This is a genomic window from Streptococcus parasanguinis, assembly GCF_001069785.1.
Classification (GTDB): Bacteria; Bacillota; Bacilli; order Lactobacillales; family Streptococcaceae; genus Streptococcus; species Streptococcus parasanguinis_T.
The window spans coordinates 1-16,071 of sequence record NZ_JVSR01000083.1; the positions used below are offsets into that span (position 1 = coordinate 1).

16 protein-coding genes and 1 other RNA gene are annotated in these 16,071 nt (G+C 42.0%); all 17 read right to left on the reverse strand.

Annotation, left to right across the window (positions count from 1 at the left end; genetic code table 11):
- Positions 1-60 precede the first annotated feature (60 nt).
- Positions 61-738, reverse strand: coding sequence for a rhomboid family intramembrane serine protease (locus ADG03_RS07555; RefSeq protein WP_024054928.1), 678 nt, complete (start codon positions 736-738; stop codon positions 61-63).
- Positions 722-1,261, reverse strand: coding sequence for a 5-formyltetrahydrofolate cyclo-ligase (locus ADG03_RS07560; RefSeq protein ID WP_049471940.1), 540 nt, complete (start codon positions 1,259-1,261; stop codon positions 722-724). The genes ADG03_RS07555 and ADG03_RS07560 overlap by 17 nt, the downstream gene beginning before the upstream one ends.
- A gap of 109 nt (positions 1,262-1,370) precedes the next feature.
- Complete coding sequence (locus ADG03_RS07565) at positions 1,371-2,504, reverse strand: N-acetyldiaminopimelate deacetylase (protein ID WP_049471941.1); 1,134 nt, start codon at positions 2,502-2,504, stop codon at positions 1,371-1,373.
- 58 nt (positions 2,505-2,562) lie between these two features.
- The gene (gene dapD / locus ADG03_RS07570; RefSeq protein WP_003016885.1) at positions 2,563-3,261 is read right to left on the reverse strand and encodes a 2,3,4,5-tetrahydropyridine-2,6-dicarboxylate N-acetyltransferase; all 699 of its coding nucleotides are present in this window, start codon (positions 3,259-3,261) and stop codon (positions 2,563-2,565) included.
- Between the two features lie 65 nt (positions 3,262-3,326).
- Positions 3,327-4,568, reverse strand: coding sequence for a hypothetical protein (locus ADG03_RS07575; RefSeq protein ID WP_049471942.1), 1,242 nt, complete (start codon positions 4,566-4,568; stop codon positions 3,327-3,329).
- Between the two features lie 39 nt (positions 4,569-4,607).
- The gene (locus tag ADG03_RS07580) at positions 4,608-5,513 is read right to left on the reverse strand and encodes a hypothetical protein (RefSeq protein WP_049471943.1); all 906 of its coding nucleotides are present in this window, start codon (positions 5,511-5,513) and stop codon (positions 4,608-4,610) included.
- Positions 5,514-5,527: 14 nt separating this feature from the next.
- Positions 5,528-6,217 (reverse strand): hypothetical protein, encoded by a 690-nt coding sequence (locus ADG03_RS07585; RefSeq protein ID WP_049471944.1) that lies wholly within the window; start codon positions 6,215-6,217, stop codon positions 5,528-5,530.
- A 5-nt stretch (positions 6,218-6,222) separates the two neighbouring features.
- Positions 6,223-6,930 (reverse strand): hypothetical protein, encoded by a 708-nt coding sequence (locus tag ADG03_RS07590; protein WP_049471945.1) that lies wholly within the window; start codon positions 6,928-6,930, stop codon positions 6,223-6,225.
- A 107-nt stretch (positions 6,931-7,037) separates the two neighbouring features.
- The gene (locus tag ADG03_RS07595; protein ID WP_049471946.1) at positions 7,038-8,126 is read right to left on the reverse strand and encodes a hypothetical protein; all 1,089 of its coding nucleotides are present in this window, start codon (positions 8,124-8,126) and stop codon (positions 7,038-7,040) included.
- Between the two features lie 118 nt (positions 8,127-8,244).
- Positions 8,245-9,132 (reverse strand): LPXTG cell wall anchor domain-containing protein, encoded by an 888-nt coding sequence (locus ADG03_RS07600; RefSeq protein ID WP_021154035.1) that lies wholly within the window; start codon positions 9,130-9,132, stop codon positions 8,245-8,247.
- A gap of 285 nt (positions 9,133-9,417) precedes the next feature.
- Positions 9,418-10,311: a hypothetical protein gene (locus ADG03_RS07605; protein WP_049471947.1), complete on the reverse strand. Its 894-nt coding sequence runs from the start codon at positions 10,309-10,311 to the stop codon at positions 9,418-9,420.
- Between the two features lie 126 nt (positions 10,312-10,437).
- Positions 10,438-11,787, reverse strand: a complete 1,350-nt coding sequence (locus tag ADG03_RS07610; protein ID WP_049471948.1) for a glucose-6-phosphate isomerase — start codon at positions 11,785-11,787, stop codon at positions 10,438-10,440.
- Between the two features lie 498 nt (positions 11,788-12,285).
- Positions 12,286-12,366: signal recognition particle sRNA small type (gene ffs / locus ADG03_RS11090), an RNA gene on the reverse strand.
- A gap of 43 nt (positions 12,367-12,409) precedes the next feature.
- Complete coding sequence (tadA, locus tag ADG03_RS07615) at positions 12,410-12,919, reverse strand: tRNA adenosine(34) deaminase TadA (RefSeq protein WP_003016809.1); 510 nt, start codon at positions 12,917-12,919, stop codon at positions 12,410-12,412.
- Positions 12,920-13,221: 302 nt separating this feature from the next.
- Positions 13,222-14,799: an ATP-binding cassette domain-containing protein gene (locus ADG03_RS07620; RefSeq protein WP_003016812.1), complete on the reverse strand. Its 1,578-nt coding sequence runs from the start codon at positions 14,797-14,799 to the stop codon at positions 13,222-13,224.
- A 145-nt stretch (positions 14,800-14,944) separates the two neighbouring features.
- The gene (locus ADG03_RS07625) at positions 14,945-15,223 is read right to left on the reverse strand and encodes a hypothetical protein (RefSeq protein ID WP_003009004.1); all 279 of its coding nucleotides are present in this window, start codon (positions 15,221-15,223) and stop codon (positions 14,945-14,947) included.
- Between the two features lie 118 nt (positions 15,224-15,341).
- The gene (locus ADG03_RS07630; RefSeq protein ID WP_003002091.1) at positions 15,342-15,986 is read right to left on the reverse strand and encodes an HAD family hydrolase; all 645 of its coding nucleotides are present in this window, start codon (positions 15,984-15,986) and stop codon (positions 15,342-15,344) included.
- Between the last annotated feature and the right edge of the window lie 85 nt (positions 15,987-16,071).

Genomic DNA, 16,071 nt, shown 5'->3' on the forward strand with positions numbered 1-16,071 from the left:
GCGTCTTGCTCGACAATCCAAAAACAATTAAGAGGCTAGGACTTTTGTCCTAGCCTCTTCTTAAAATAGATTCAAGATTTTACCTAAGAAATAAAGCAAAAGCAAGAGATAAGATAGGGCTGCACTCATCTGATAGGTTCGGTTCATAAAGCGAGCCTCCCCTCTTACTGGAAAGACATAAGCCAACATGACCCCAGCTACTAAACCACCGATGTGCCCCGCCATACTGATTCCTGGCATGAAGCTAAAGATCAAATTGACCACAATCAAGCTGGTATAGGACTGACTCAAATGGCGAATATAGGGACTTTGGACAATAAAACGCAAAGCACCAATGGTCCCAAACAGTCCAAAGAGGGCTGTAGAAGCTCCTGCCGCAATCACATCTGGCGTAAAAATAGCAACAAAAACATTGCCCATCATTCCTGATAAGAGATAAAGAGCTAAGAAAGCCTTCGATCCAAAGAGATCTTCTGCCAGACGTCCCAAGTAATAGAGGGTGATCATATTGAGCACAAAATGTTCTAGGCCGATATGAACAAATGTAGCTGTCACGATTCGCCATAACTGGCTTGGATCAGCTTCCACAACTTCTCCGATAATCCCACCGCTATAGTAAACAGCAGCACCCGTTTGGTAGTCACTTCCAAATCGGATAAACATGGAAAGAAAGACTGCCGTTGTGACGAGCAATAAGATGCTGGTCACAGGATAACGACGATCAAAGAGCAACTTCATAGACTAGCACCTCCTGAACTGCCTGATCAAACGTATCTGGCTGGAACTCCTTCTGCTGGATGGAATAAATCGTACTAACCGTTTTTCCAGTAAAATCTGCTAAATAACGATCATAATAGCCACCACCATAGCCAATTCGGTAGCCTTTTGACTGGAAGACCACGCCTGGTACATGGATCAGATCAATCTCTGACTTATCCACAACCCTTCCTTTTTCATTGGGCTCCAACAAACCAAAGCGTGTCTTTTCCAAAATGTCAGGATCGTATTCCACAAATTCCATCCGCCCTTGTGGATAGGTACGGGGAACACAGACGCGTTTTCCAAGTTGAAGAGCAGCTTGGATCAAGCCAGCTGTGGAAACTTCATGGCCAAAAGACAGATAGGTCGCAAGGGTCTTTGCCTCCTGAAAAGCTGGTAACTCCAAGAGGCGCTGAGTCAGCTCTTCATCTGCTTGAGTTTTTATAGTTTGCGGCAGTGCTTTCATAGCTGCAATGGTTTCTTTTCGTAGTGTTTTCTTCATTCCCTACTCCTTTTGTCTAGCTTTTATTGTATCATTTTTTAGGAAAGATCCGAACAGTTTTTTTACAACAAAGAAAAAATCCAACTCCAGACGGAGTTGAATCATTCCTTTATTGGTTGGCCTTCATTTTCAAAAATTTACCAATGTTTTCCACAGCAAAGGGAAGGGCTGCTTCATTTGGGCTCATCTTTGGATGGTGCAAGGCATAAGGGGTATCAATTCCCAGCCAGAACATGACACCCGGGACCTTGCTCAAGAGAAAGCCGAAGTCTTCTCCTGTCATCGCAGGCAGAATATCAATCAGGTTCACGTCTTCCTCAGCTGTGAAAAAGTCCATGAGTTCTTTGGCCAATTCTAGTTGGTTTTCCACAGGCAGGTAGCCTCCTTGCTTTAGTTCCAGGTCCAATTTCACATCAAAGGCTGCTGCAACTCCTTCTGCAATGGCTTTGACCCGTTTTTGAGTCAAAAGATTCATCTCCATGGTCAAGGTCCGAATGGTCCCATGAAGGAAGGCCGTCTCAGCGATCACATTATTGGTTGTTCCTGCATGCATGGAACCAAAGGTCACCACAGCCCCTTCAATCGGATCGACATTTCGACTCACGACCGATTGGACTTGGGTAATGAAGTAAGAGGCCGCTACAAGAGCATCATTGGCCTCATGTGGAAAGGCAGCATGCCCTCCCTTACCTGTAAAGGTAATCTTGACTTCACAGGTCCCCGCAAAAAGGGTACCCGTATTGGTCGCAATGTCTCCCACCTTCAAATCAGGGCGCACATGCAGACCATAAAATTCATCAGGGAGCCAGTCGCCAAAAGCATTGTCCTTATACATGAGCATCCCACCAGCTTCGTTTTCTTCAGCTGGTTGGAAGAGAAAGAGCAGGTTATTTTTTGGTTGTACTTGAACCAGTTGATCCAAAAGCCCAAGGGCTGTCGTCATGTGCATATCATGACCACAAGCATGCATCCGTCCTTCGTGCTTAGAAGCAAAATCAAGGCCCGTTTGTTCCACAATCGGTAAGCCATCGATATCCGTCCGCCAGCCGATCGTTTTTTCAGGTGCATACCCATGGAGATAAACCAGGATCCCGGTCCGCCAAGTCCGTTGCTCTACAAATTCCTTGCCCGCTGTGATCTCTGCGATTCGCTCTAAGAGGTAGGCTTGGGTTTCAAATTCTTCCAATCCAATTTCAGGGATTTGGTGCAAATCCCGTCTGATTTTGATTAAATCCAATGTCATAGTCGTCTTCTTTCTATTATATTAGAATAGAGGCCTTGCGGCCTCTACTATCAATATGTTACAAATTACGCAAGGCGTCTTCGAGTGCTGTTTTTTGTTGTGTTTTTTCATCGATTTCCTTGATGATGCGAGCTGGGACACCAGCTACGACCACATTTTCAGGGACATCTTGAGTAACGATAGCGCCAGCGGCAACGACAGAACCGTTTCCAACTTGGACCCCTTCAATCACAACTGCATTGGCACCGACCAAGACATTGTCACCGATCCGAACAGGCTCAGCAGAAGCTGGCTCAATGACACCTGCAAGAACGGCACCTGCACCGATGTGGCTGTTTTTACCAACTGTAGCACGACCACCAAGGATAGCCCCCATATCAATCATGGTTCCTGCACCGATTTCAGCACCGATATTGATCACAGCCCCCATCATCACGACAGCATTGTCTTCGATGGTCACTTGGTCACGAATAATAGCACCTGGTTCGATACGCGCATTTAGATAGCGCTTATCCAGCAAGGGAACAGCTGAATTCCGGCCATCTTGTTCGACCACATAATCCTTATTCTCTGTCAAGTTGGCAAGAAGCGGCTCGATATCTTTCCAATCACCGAACAACACATTACCTAGTTTTGTGACAGAAGCTGGAACAGCTGTTGCCAATTCCCCTTCAAAGGTTACTTTCACATTTGTTTTCTTCTCTGCATTTCCAATAAAAGCTATAATTTCTTGAGCAGACATTTTTTGTGCAGTCATGAGATTCTCCATTCATTTCAATTAAAGGTATCCATATTATACCACAATCCTAGTGAGATGAACACCTAAGGCGACGTGGTTGTAGCCGAATTCTCCAGGCCTGTTATTTCACTGATGGTGCGATTGCTTCCAAAGTGAATCGTAACTAAACGCGAATCAGAAAGTTTATAGTGAAAGGTTAAAAAAGACTCTGAACTCATCATACTCGACCAAGAAACACGGCTAGGAATTCCGACTGTATTCACAAGATCTGCATAGCTGGTTCCTATTTTAATATTGGCAAAATCCTCTCTGTTCAAACTGCCATTTTTATTGGCTAATCGCTCACTGTTTAAGTTCTCAAAATTAAGAGAAGATAGACGGCTACCAATTATATTTGAAAGCAAAACAGATACAGAAGAAGGGGATCCTTCAGCCTCATAATCCAAGCTTGTCATGAAAGGACCGACACTACCCTCTTGGTAGGTTTCTTCCCCACTACTAGCCTTCCCCAGTACAGCTACCACATCCTGCGGAGACAGATAAGTTGAAGAGGTACGGCCTTGATCCCCCTCACTTAAACCAGGAATCAGGGAAATCGCCTTCTCATAGGTCACTTGAAACTGAAATTCACCTTCCGGTGCAATCAAGGTACTCGTACCACTCTTCAAGATTTCCTTTCTGGTTCCATAAGACCGGCCAGGACTTCCGTATTCACTAGTAGTAGATGAAGGATGTTCCTCACTATGGATACCTCCTGAAGCTAGATAGGCAAATAATCCCAGCATGGCCAATAATCCAAAAAAGGCTGCCAGCGAAGACCCTCCACTATTAGAGGAAGGAGAGTAGGTTTTCGCCCTATCCGATTGGGAGTCTAGTACCGTTTGTCTTGGTTCTGAATGCCTGCCTCCCCCTATTGAAGCCAGGTCAGCTTCTGAAATCAAGCGGCTCCCACCCTGGTGCTCTACTTTTTTCTCAGCTGAAGGAGACTGCCCTATTGTATCTTGTGCTGGTGTTTCTGACCTTGCTTCTTCTGTTAGTGGTGTAGCAAGAACGACCTGAGCTGATTCGTCTTCAGGTGTAGCAAATGAGCCTTCCTTTGGATCATACGATTCCTCCTTCACACCAATCGCTGGTTCGTCTTTTCGTTCCTCTTCTTGTTTCACCTCTTCCTGAAAAGCAGGGACTTCTACCACTTCTGGCTCTTTTGCGAGCGTATCTTCTAACTTCTCAGGACTTCCTTTTTCTAAGGGTGCTTCTTTCGGCTGGCCTTTCGAAAACCGACTCTGGTGCTCATTTCGTAGATGCGACCAGTCTTTATTTCCCATTGTCCTCTCCTTTTATTTAAAATGCTTCGGCTGATTTTTTTACTGTGCTGTAGATGTAGAGGAAGCTGGTGTGGTCGCTACCTCTTTCGATTTGATATCCTTGATGGTTTGCCGGCTATCAAAATGGATTTGAACCGTTTGAGAATCCGATAATCGATAGGTAAAGGAAGGCGCTTCCCCGTAACCTAAAAGCCCAGATACATATATTTCATCCGGAATCCCTACCGTATTGAGTAGGTCTAAATAAGGCATTCCGACCTTGATAGTGGCAAAATCGTCCTTCGTCAAGCTCCCATTCTTATTCGCAAATCGGTCACTTTTTAAGTGTTTCAAACTTAAAAGAGAGATCCTGTAAAAGGCACCTGTTTTTTCAAGAAGAACCTTCCCATCTGCATCCTTTGATTGGTAATCTAATGTCAGCAAAAAGGGACTGGAACTGCTATCACTATACGTTGCTTCCCCACTCCTTGCTTTACCTAATGCTGCAACGACATCTTGTGGGTCTACCGTCCCAAAAGAGGTCTTTTTTTCTTCCACTGCAAAATCAGGAATGAGAGACATAGCCTTTTCATAGGTTGGCTGAAATTGAAATTCATTAGCTGAGGCGATATAAGAACTATTTTCACTGGTCAGATATTCCGTTCTGATACCATCACGTGATAAACCATTGATCCCCTCACTCGAAGAAGATGAAGAAGAGCTTTTATTAACTTCGTTTTGAAGCACAAACACAAAAGCCATAAACAAGGCGAACCACCCAAAAAATCGCAAAAGCGAACCAATCCCCTCTTTTGAGGAAGAAGGGGAAGACTCCATCGTATCTGAATGGCTTCTAGTATCCTGATGATTGTCCATCCCTATTGAAGCCAGATCGGCTTCTGAAATCAAGCGGCTTCCACCCTGGTGAGAGGAAGCTGCCTTGATGTCTGTCCGTTGATCGTCCAATGATGTCTCCTTTCTTATACCAACACCAATTTCTTGGCTTTTTTCTTGAATTCCATCACCACTTCTGGCTGCCCTGGCACCTGGTAAGTCGCGCGATAGCCCATTCCGCCATCTGGCATTTCCCCCCAGACCAAGCGTTGAGGATTTCCTAGTTGCTTAATGAGCTGGGCGAATTCTGTACCTTTTTTCTCTTTTTCAGTAGTGATTTCTTTCTCACTGCTTGTCTTCTCTTTTGCGTCCAACAAATTCGTCGCATCCACCATCGTCAAGCGATACCCCTGGTCTTTTTCCTGTTCAAACCACAAGGTTACACTTTTCTTGCCCTGATCGGTTTGCTTAGCTGCATAAGTCAAGACAAGAACGGTTTTTTCTCCTTGAGCTGTCTTTGTATACTTAACTTTTTGGGCTTTTCCCCATTCCGTCACAACTGTTTCCAAGCGGGTTCCTGGTTGCTGACTCTGCTTGAGACGAACTTTTAAATTCGCCACAGCTTCGATGGTCCATTTAAACTGTTTGATTTCTTGTTCCTTGCTGACCAAATTCTTGTAATCCTTTGGCTGGAAATGAGTCAGTGTTTGGTCCTCCTTGGTATCGGTTCCCTGCTCCTGCACCTGGATGCTTGCAATCGCAAGTAACAATCCTAAAACAAAACACAAAAACGGCAGCAAGAGCTCTTTTCGATTCTTTTTCATCCACTCGATCATCTGCTTCACCCCTTCTTCGTCAAACGATACTGACCACTATGGTCACGTTCAAAGGTTAAAGAGACCAGTCCATCTGTCACCTGATAAGACAGGGCTAGGACTTGCTTGTCCTTTTCAGAGGTCAAACTAAGAGAATTGGGAAGACCTGATTTTTTCAAGACATCTTCTACTGCTGTCCCCTTTTCCTTTTTTCCATCTAGTGTCTGATAGCCTGTAAAATCTGCCAGTTTTAAGTTCTTTTTGCTCTGATAGTGAGCCGACTTGGGCGCAAAGCCTTGAATCGAGCTCAAATAAAAGGTATCATCCTGCTTTTGAAATTCTATGGTATAAGGATGAATCCCCTGCACAGGAGTCCCATAGCCTAGCTGGACTTGCGTTCCAAAAGTCGTATCTTCTTGTGTAAAACTCGCTGCTTTTCCAATTTTTTTGACGAATGCAGATAAAGTCACCCAATTTTTTTGTGTCTTTCCTTCTCCCCTTGCAAGGTCCAATGACAACAAGTCTTCTAAAGCCGGCTCTTTGGAAGAAGACGCAACAAATTGCTGGCTGTCTTCTTGCATGCGAGACAAACTCAACAAGCGATCTTTGGGCAAGGTTTTCACTGGATGAATCATAAACACCAAGCAAACACCAACCATAAAAGCCAGCAAAGCACTTGCAGCTTTTTGGAGGATCCGCTTATGATGTTCTATCCACTCTTTCATTTCTTCCATCCTTCATGCTCTTTCTATTCAAACTCTTTCTATTGTATAGAAAATTAGCGTATTTGTCTCGTCTTATCCCAAAAAAGAGGCGCTTGCCTCTTTCTTGTCTGATCCTTTTAGTAGCTGTCTTTACTGCTCAAGAGAAAATCTCCATTTTCTTGGCGAATAAAGGTCAAATCCACGTAGTCCCCATTTTTCTTTTGGAAGTCCATGACCAATTCTATCTCGTCTGAATCATCAGATGAACTCACCGTCAGATTGACTGCATCACCGTATTTTTCTAAAAGCTCTTTGTAAGAGGTTCCTCCAGCACCGGTCTCACTATTTCCAACTTTGAATCCATCTGCAAAGTTGTCCTCAACCGTAAGATTTTTCCCAAATTGATTAAATTCAAATTTGACAAGCTGGAATTCTTTCCCTTTCTTAGAGTAAGTCGCTTTGACCTCTTTATTATAAGAGTTATCATCCCAAAATAATTTCAATTCTCCACTTTCAAATTGAACGGAGCTAGCTTTCCCATAAGCTTCAATCATTTCCTCAGGAGTCTCCCCAGCATCACTTCCTGTTAAAAACTGAAGTTGCTCGATATCAGACTGTTTCCAGCTAAAATCAACTTCCGCGTCTTCTGCGGTCAATTGATCCAAATCGATATTGGAAGACGAACCAGACTGGTTACCTGACCAAGAAGTCTGCTTTCTAGATGATGACGTGCTAGGGCTAGCATGACCAATCAAATAGCCACTGACTCCACCGATAAGAAGCCCAACTAAAATCCCAAGGGCAAAACGAATCGCCTTCTTGTCCGCAGTATCCATCGGTCTTCCAACAGGAGAAAGAGGAGCTTGTGGAATAGGTGTCTCAGGAACAGGCACTGTTTGCGGACCAATTGGTTCAGCTGCCATATTTTGAGGAGCTTGAGGTGCAGGTTGGAATGGAGGAGTCGGTTGGGGAGCAGCAACTACATCCGGATGTTCTCCAACAGTTGCTTCATCCACCTTTGGAAGCTCCACCGTTTCTGAAATAACTGGCTCGTTTGCCTCTTCTTTCATTGCTTCCGTCTCCGTCACTGAAAGGCCACTAGCTTCTGGAACGACCAAGTCTTCGGCTTCTTCTTTTGGGACAAAGGCTGGCGCAGCCACATCAAATTGAGGCGCACCCTCTACGGGAGTATGTTTCATAAATTGTTCTTGATCTTTCTCGGACATTTCGAATTCTCCTTTTTATTCTTCTCTTCTACTATAACATAAAACCAAGCAAGGACCAACTCCTGTCTGGATGGACTAAAAAAGATCGGAGAGATATCCGACCTTTTAGATGCTTATCTTAAAATTTCTTGCGAAGGGAGACAATAGCAATCCCTGCAAGTGAGAGCAAGCCCAATGTTGCCAAAACGACACCTGTTTCTTGACCTGTTTTTGGCAATAAACGGCCAACTACAGATTTGCTTGAGTCGCTTGAATGTGAGGAAGAACTAGAAGAAGAGCTTGAGCTCGATGAAGAAGTTGAACTTGAGGAGCTTGAAGATGAGCTGCTTGAAGATGAGCTCGATGAGCTACTTGAGCTTGAAGACGAACTACTTGAGCTACTTGAACTAGAAGATGAGCTACTTGAGCTTGAGGATGGGCTTGTTGTACTTGGTGAAGTCGACCCATCTGTACCAGGGCTTTTATAGCCTGCAATGAAATTACGATAAATTGGGTTGGAACTTTCAAGTGAATCCACCATCAAGCGTCCTGATCCATCGTAAGCAAGGGACACTGTTACTTCCCCTTCTCCATTATCCAACTGTTTAAAGCGACCATCATCTTTTGTAGTCTGACGAATGTAGAGTTTAACAGTTCCAGAATTCAGTCCAGAGAGATCCACATCATCAAATTCGATCGTCCCATCTGCTGTATTTTGCCCTTTAGCAACTGTCTCTTCTTCGCCACCTTCAGATTTGTAGATCAATGCAAATTGGTAGGCTCCCGCATCATGCGCACTTTCTTTCTTGCCTTCACGCGCTCCCACTACATCGACACGACCTGTTTTCAATTTCAAAGAAAGCTGATTCGATTCGAAACCTTCATATGTTGGTTTTTGAACAAGGTCTAGCTGACCATTTTTGTACTCATAAACCGCAGCTTTTGTATTCGCAGATACTGGTTGGGCAATTGCCATTCCACCAAGCATAGATGAAAGTAACAAGAATTTAGCCAAGTTCTTTTTCATATTTTCATTCCTTTTTCAATTATTTTCATTCACCTTTCATTTTATAATATGAAACAACAAATGACAACTTTTATGTTCAAATAACTTTTTATATTAAAGGATTTGAGTATAAAATACGTGTCTATAGCTATTGTCTAGCTAGAAACCCTGTATCATCAGTATTTTAGAAATGAGTTTAGCAAATGATCAAGAATAATAACTAGTTAGTGTTTATATAATTGAATCTTAAGGGAAAAATTATGAAATTATTTTACAAGTAAAAAAACGACCTCTTGAGAGATCGTTTTATCCAGATGTTGCTACATTTTCAAGTCGGTATTCCCCTTGCTGATTCTTTTTAAATGATAAGGTTATTTTTCTTTGATCTGTTGTAAAGTATAGAATATATATATAACTATTTTCCCCTTCATACAGGTTGTTACTGTAACTATTCTTAGGAATTCCAAACTGACTTATAGCCTCCATTAACCCAATCCCTTCCTGGCCACTTTTAGGTAAATAAGAACGATATTCTTCTAAAGTTTTATTCGCCATGCCCGCTTGAGCTTTAGTCACTTCAAGATAGACACGCTCAACACGACTTTTTCCTTCAAACTCATTAATAACAATTTTGAAAAAACCCTGTTGGTCAGAAAGCTTATAATAAAAGGTTACTCGTTCTTTCCCCGAGGAATTATAATCAAGTAAACCTGCAAACGCCTTTCCATATTTCTCAATTACTTCTGAAGATGTTATCGTTGGCTTCTTTGTAGCATCCATTAACTCAAAAACTTCATCAACTGAAAAAGCTCTTACTTGAGATGGATCAACCCACTCAGAATTTTCTTTTTTTAATATATATCCAATTTTTTTATTCTCACTTTTGCTTGCTTGAGTATTTGAAGGGCTGGTAGAAGATTTCTTATTTTGATATCTTTCCGAAGATCTTATGATCTTATTTACAGGTTTATGAACGACTGTTTTTTTATAATACCAGACTCCTATCAGAAAAAATACGAATACAACGATCACTGAAAAGAGTACTCGGATTATGTTACGTGAAATCCGAAATCCTATTTGTTTCTTTTGATCTTCAAAAATCGCTCCTTGAGGTCCTTCATCCGAAAATGCACTCGGAAAAGAGTACAGATTCCCATGATTCTTAGACCATTCACGTTGTACTTTTCTTCCTCTTGACATGTCGTACTCCTTAACTTTATTATCTTACCCTACTATAGCATAAATCACCTGAAGGCGCCAATTCATCACTAAATGGGGAAATAGACACAAAAAAACGACCTCTTTCGAGATCGTTTTGTCTGTCGATTAAAGGCGAGCGTTGAGTTCTGCTCCAAGTTCTTCAAATCCTGGTTTACCAAGAAGGGCAAACATGTTTTTCTTGTATGCTTCAACACCTGGTTGGTCAAATGGGTTGATGGCGTTCAAGTAACCTGAAAGGGCGATGGCCAATTCGAAGAAGTAGATTGTGTAGCCAAGAGTGAAAGCATCTTGCTCAGGAAGAGTTACGTACATGTTTGGTACGTCACCGTCAGTGTGGGCAAGAAGAACACCGTCAGTTGCTTTTTTGTTAACGAAGTCAACATCTTTTCCTTGAAGGTATCCAAGTCCATCAAGATCTTCTTCCAAAGTAGGGATGATCACGTTCTTACGTGGTTTGTCCACACGGACAACTGTTTCAAACATGATACGAGTTCCCTCTTGGATAAATTGACCCAATGAGTGCAAGTCTGTTGAGAAGTTAGCTGAAGTTGGGTAAATACCTTTTTGGTCTTTCCCTTCTGACTCACCAGCCAATTGTTTCCACCATTCTGAGAAGTATTGAAGAGATGGCTCGTAGTTTACCAAGATTTCAGTTGCATATCCTTTACGGTAAAGGATGTTACGAACTGCTGCGTATTGGTAAGCTTCGTTTTCAGCAAGTTTGTCTGAAGTGTAGTCTTTACGGGCAGCGTTAGCACCTTCCATAAGTGCTTTGATGTCAGCACCTGATGCAGCGATTGGAAGCAAGCCAACTGCTGTCAATACTGAGAAACGTCCACCGATGTCGTCTGGAACCACAAATGTTTCCCAACCGTTCGCATCTGCTTCAACCTTAACAGCACCTTTTTGGCGGTCAGTAGTTGCGTAGATCCGTTTGTTAGCTTCTTCTTGACCGTATTTCTTCACCAAGAGTTCTTTGAAGACACGGAAAGCGATGGCTGGTTCAGTTGTTGTACCTGATTTAGAAATCACGTTGACTGAGAAGTCTTTATCTGCAACGTACTCTACCAAGTCAGCAAGGTAAGTAGATGAGATTGAGTTTCCAGCGTAAAGGATTTGTGGAGCTTTGCGTTCTTCTTTTGTTTGCAAGTTAGCAAAGTGGTGGTTCAAGAAGTCGATAGCTGCTTTGGCACCAAGGTAAGATCCACCGATACCGATCACAACCAAGACATCGCTGTCTGATTTGATTTGCTCAGCAGCTTTCAAGATGCGGTCAAATTCTTCGCGATCATAATTTTCAGGAAGGTCCAACCATCCTAGGAAGTCGCTACCAGCACCTGTTCCTTTGCGGATCAATTCGTCTGCTGCAGTTACTTGTGCTTGCATGTATTCCACTTCATGTGGGGCAACAAATTTATCTAAAACTTTTGAGTAGTCAAATTTAATATGAGACATGTTATTCCTCCAAATTTTGTTCTTCTCTATGATATCGCTTTACACGGATTTAATCAAGGGAAACCAATCTATAAAACGTTTTCATTTGCTAATTTTTTTATTTTCACAAATCAAGCAACGACGCAATAGCAATCGTTTGCATATTTGCACTATTTTTGGCTAGAAAATCAAAAAAGAAGCTTCTCACGAAACTCTATTTTTTCTCTTTTATTCTTTGAATAAGAAAGTCATTTCTACATGACTCTGGTGAGTGATAGCCCTCACGTTGCTTCGCTCATCAGGATCAATATCTCTAAGCTCGGTTGCGCCATACAGGCTAATTTCATTTACGCTATAGCCCTCACGTCGCTTCGCTCCTCAGGATCAATATCTCTAAGCTCGGTCGCGCCTTACAGGCTAATTTCATTTACGCTATAGCCCTCACGTCGCTTCGCTCCTCAGGGTCAATATCTCTAAACTCATCTGCGACTTTCAGTCTTGATTCGTTAAGAGCTATAGAAAAAAGAGCACACAGTTCACCTCGCTTAGGGCTGCTGGATTCCTCCCCTGACCCGCTTCACGCAGAACTGTTGCTCCGATAGGTATTATATCATAATTTGTTCGATTTGCAAAGGTCCGGTTTTTATTCTTGTGTTTCGGCCTTGGCTGCGAGCTTGGCTTGTTTTTTTCGTTCCCGACCTTGGCGGAAGAAGGTCTGCATGATGGCTGCACATTCTGCTTCCAAGATTCCTGTTTCTACTTCGACTCGGTGATTGAGGCGTTCATCTGCCAAAATGTCGTAGAGACTACCTGCTCCACCGAACTTCTGATTGGTCGCCCCGTAAATCACCTGGGGAATCCGAGCTAGACCAATGGCACCACTACACATGACACAGGGCTCAATCGTGACAAAAAGCGTCGTATCCAGCAGGCGCCAGCTATTTTCACGCTGATTGGCCTCCTCGATCGCCATGATTTCCGCATGCATGACCGCCCGCTGCAGCTCCTCACGCGCATTATGTCCACGCCCGATAATCTGACCATCCTTGACCAAGACACAGCCAATCGGTATTTCATCATTGGCGAGGGCAATCTCCGCCTCCTTCAGGGCTTCCCTCATAAACATCGCTTTTTCCTCTATCGTGTAGTCCATCTCTTCCTTCTTCCTTTTAGTTTCTTTGTTCATTATACCATAGGCAGCTTACGACTCACAAAAAAAGCCGCCGATTGGGCGACTCTTATGGGAGATTATTATGAAAAAGTTTAGGAGGTTTAAACAAAGTTAGGAGGTCTTTGTTTATGCTTCTAGTATAGCTGGCCTATCTTAAATAAAGCTTAAGTTCTCTGAGTATTGATGATTTTGGAAATATCACCACTTAGAATCTCAAAAATATCTGACAAATTGCTGGCTTACTACTATCCGCTTTGTCGCAGAACCAACTATTGTGGCATCGCTCATCCTTTACGTAACTCAAGGATTTGGTCATAGCGCTCTTCTTCATCAATATGATGGGCTATTTCTAGTACCGTGATCGGCAAAGAAAAGATTAGGTCTCTAACCAGACGACTATTTTTTTCGTCCAAAGCTGATGTCACTTCGTCCGCTAATAAAATATCCTTCTCGCGTAAGAGAAAACGAGCCAACTCTAATCTGACACGCTGACCTCCTGAAATGTTTTCACCATTATTATGAATTTCTACATTCAAAATATCCTGAAATTCATCTATTAAGCCAACTCGGTCCAATACCTCCAATAATTCATGGTCCTGAAAAGGCTGACCAAAAGTTAGATTATAGCGGATAGTATCGTTAAACAGGAAGGGATGCTGGCTAATTAAACCGATATTCCCTTGGAAATGACTCGTTATTTGATTTCCATCATACTGAACGAAAATGTCACCCTCATCACATACTTCTTCTCCTAAAATCAAGCGAAAAAGAGTCGTCTTTCCAGACCCGCTCGGTCCTTTGATTAAGACCTTCTGACCTACTGAAATCGTCGCCGTCAAATCAGAAAAAAGCTGACGTTCAGCAAAACTTTTTGAAATATGATTTAAGCGCAACGATTCGAGATTTTCAACAAATTGATCCTTTGTCTCTTCGAAATCAGGTTCTTCCTCGATAATCTTAAACAGGCGGTTCGCAGTCGGCAAGGCACCTTGGAGATTGGCTGCACTGTACATCAGAGTTTGGATCGGTTCTACCAGCATCCCCGCAGCAACATACATAGAGATGAGGCTTGTAATAGAAATAGAATTTCCCTGTAAACTCAAATAAAAGCCTAAAGCAAGAGGAACAACCTGACTAAAAAAGACCATAAATCCATTAAAGAAAAAAATAATATTATGTGTGAAACAAAATCTTTGGATGGCTTTTTGATATTCTCCGTTTAAATCATTCACGCGCTCTTCATTCAGCCTCATGGCCTGATTAATCCGTAAGGTTTGGCTGCCTTGCATACTATCCGAGACAAGCCCATGTAATTTCGTTCTAAGCTTGGACCAGCTGTCTCCCGAATCTTGTAAACGACGATTCATGATGAACTGAGGAATAGGTCTCATAATCGTAAAAATGACAAAAATAAGTCCTAAGAGAAAATTTTGTGAAACAATATAAATGGCTGTAACAAGGGCGACAAATCCCCAACTCACCATAACATTTATATTTTCCAAATAATTATCGCCCACATATTCCATATCTTGAGTTAGCAGACTAACTTTTTCATCATTGGAAAATTTAGGATTCAATATGACTTTCTTAAATAAAAGGGCACGGACACTTTTGTTGATTTCTCTTCGGAATATATTGTGCGAATAGTTTGAAAACAGCATCAGACTATAAATAACAAGATAGACAGACAAACCAAATAAAACAAAATTGAGAATTTTTCCATAAGAAAGGCCGTCTTGATCTAACTTCAAGGCCTTCGTTAAAATCAGAGGTTGCGCCAACACCAAACCACTATTCACAATACGCCCTAAAAAAATAGGAAAAAGATACTTCTTATCAATGTACTTATAAATATTTCTCATAATTATCATCCATCAAAATAGAGGGCTAGCACAACCCTCTTCTCTAAATTTATTTAAAATCGTGATTATTTACAATCACAATTATAGTTAAATACTCTAGGTTTAGCATTCATTTTGTCATCGAATTTGTTATTCACTTTAACCTTCACCGAAAATTACAATCTCCATGTGTCAAAATTGTTAGTTCCAATAATTCAGCATCTGTATCGCTTATTTTAGATAGATACTTTTCGACCTCATACTCACCCTCACTTAAATATTTATTTTTATCAAGATAAGCATGAAACTCTTTCCTAATCACATCATTGCTGTCGACTACTCTATTCAATTCATTCGTAAGAAAAAATGAATGATTGGTTTTAGTATTAAAATACAACGTACCATCATCAGTACTATATTTTAATATATATCGTGACAAATTCATATTATCACCTCTTAATCTGTGTGACTTAACCTGCAGTAAGTGTACACCGATAGAAATATTAAATCAAGCAATATTCAGCAGATTAGAAAAGTTCCAACTTTTAATATTTTGGAAAAGGTTATCCTATAAAAGCTGCAATTTCGCCAACTTCTTGAGCAATATAGGTGGCGCCGGCTTCTTCCAATTCTTCCCTGCTTCCAAAGCCATAAAGGACACCGATAGAATCAAGCTTTTGCGCTTGAGCGCCAAGCACATCGTGCTCCCTGTCTCCAATCATGATGGTATGCGCCAAATCTGTAATCCCATTTTGCTCCAAGGCATACTGGATAACATCGCTTTTTTTACTACGTTTTCTATCCATGGTCGCACCAGCGACAAAGTCAAAATAATCATACAAACCAAAGTGTTTGAGAATTTGAATGGAAAATTCTTCAGGCTTTGACGTAGCTACAATCAACTGTTTGCCAGCCTGCTTGAGAGAAGCCAGCAAGTCAGGAACGCCTAGATAGACCTCATTTTCATAAAGGCCTTTTTCGGAAAAATACTCATGATAGTAGTCAATGGCCTTTAAACATTCTTCCTTAGAAAATCCATAAAAGCGCTCAAAAGACTCCTGCAAGGGCGGACCGATGAAAACTCTCAATGCTTTCTTGTCTGGCACTTGAATCCCATATTTTCCTAAGGCATAGGCCACCGAGTTGGTAATCCCTAGTTCTGAATTGGTCAAGGTGCCGTCTAGGTCAAATAAAATCGTTTGATACATTTTTTCCTCTTTCTGCTTTCAAAAAGAGGCTGGGACAAAAGTCCTAGCCTCTCAATTGTCTTTGGATTGTCGAGCAAGACGCAGT

Coding starts and splice junctions, on each gene's coding strand:
- ADG03_RS07555 (WP_024054928.1), bottom strand. CDS start 738: ATGAAGTTGCTCTTTGATCGTCGTTATCCTGTGACCAGCATCTTATTG.
- ADG03_RS07560 (WP_049471940.1), bottom strand. CDS start 1,261: ATGAAGAAAACACTACGAAAAGAAACCATTGCAGCTATGAAAGCACTG.
- ADG03_RS07565 (WP_049471941.1), bottom strand. CDS start 2,504: ATGACATTGGATTTAATCAAAATCAGACGGGATTTGCACCAAATCCCT.
- dapD (WP_003016885.1), bottom strand. CDS start 3,261: ATGACTGCACAAAAAATGTCTGCTCAAGAAATTATAGCTTTTATTGGA.
- ADG03_RS07575 (WP_049471942.1), bottom strand. CDS start 4,568: ATGGGAAATAAAGACTGGTCGCATCTACGAAATGAGCACCAGAGTCGG.
- ADG03_RS07585 (WP_049471944.1), bottom strand. CDS start 6,217: ATGATCGAGTGGATGAAAAAGAATCGAAAAGAGCTCTTGCTGCCGTTT.
- ADG03_RS07590 (WP_049471945.1), bottom strand. CDS start 6,930: ATGGAAGAAATGAAAGAGTGGATAGAACATCATAAGCGGATCCTCCAA.
- ADG03_RS07595 (WP_049471946.1), bottom strand. CDS start 8,126: ATGTCCGAGAAAGATCAAGAACAATTTATGAAACATACTCCCGTAGAG.
- ADG03_RS07600 (WP_021154035.1), bottom strand. CDS start 9,132: ATGAAAAAGAACTTGGCTAAATTCTTGTTACTTTCATCTATGCTTGGT.
- ADG03_RS07605 (WP_049471947.1), bottom strand. CDS start 10,311: ATGTCAAGAGGAAGAAAAGTACAACGTGAATGGTCTAAGAATCATGGG.
- ADG03_RS07610 (WP_049471948.1), bottom strand. CDS start 11,787: ATGTCTCATATTAAATTTGACTACTCAAAAGTTTTAGATAAATTTGTT.
- tadA (WP_003016809.1), bottom strand. CDS start 12,919: ATGGACTACACGATAGAGGAAAAAGCGATGTTTATGAGGGAAGCCCTG.
- ADG03_RS07620 (WP_003016812.1), bottom strand. CDS start 14,799: ATGAGAAATATTTATAAGTACATTGATAAGAAGTATCTTTTTCCTATT.
- ADG03_RS07625 (WP_003009004.1), bottom strand. CDS start 15,223: ATGAATTTGTCACGATATATATTAAAATATAGTACTGATGATGGTACG.
- ADG03_RS07630 (WP_003002091.1), bottom strand. CDS start 15,986: ATGTATCAAACGATTTTATTTGACCTAGACGGCACCTTGACCAATTCA.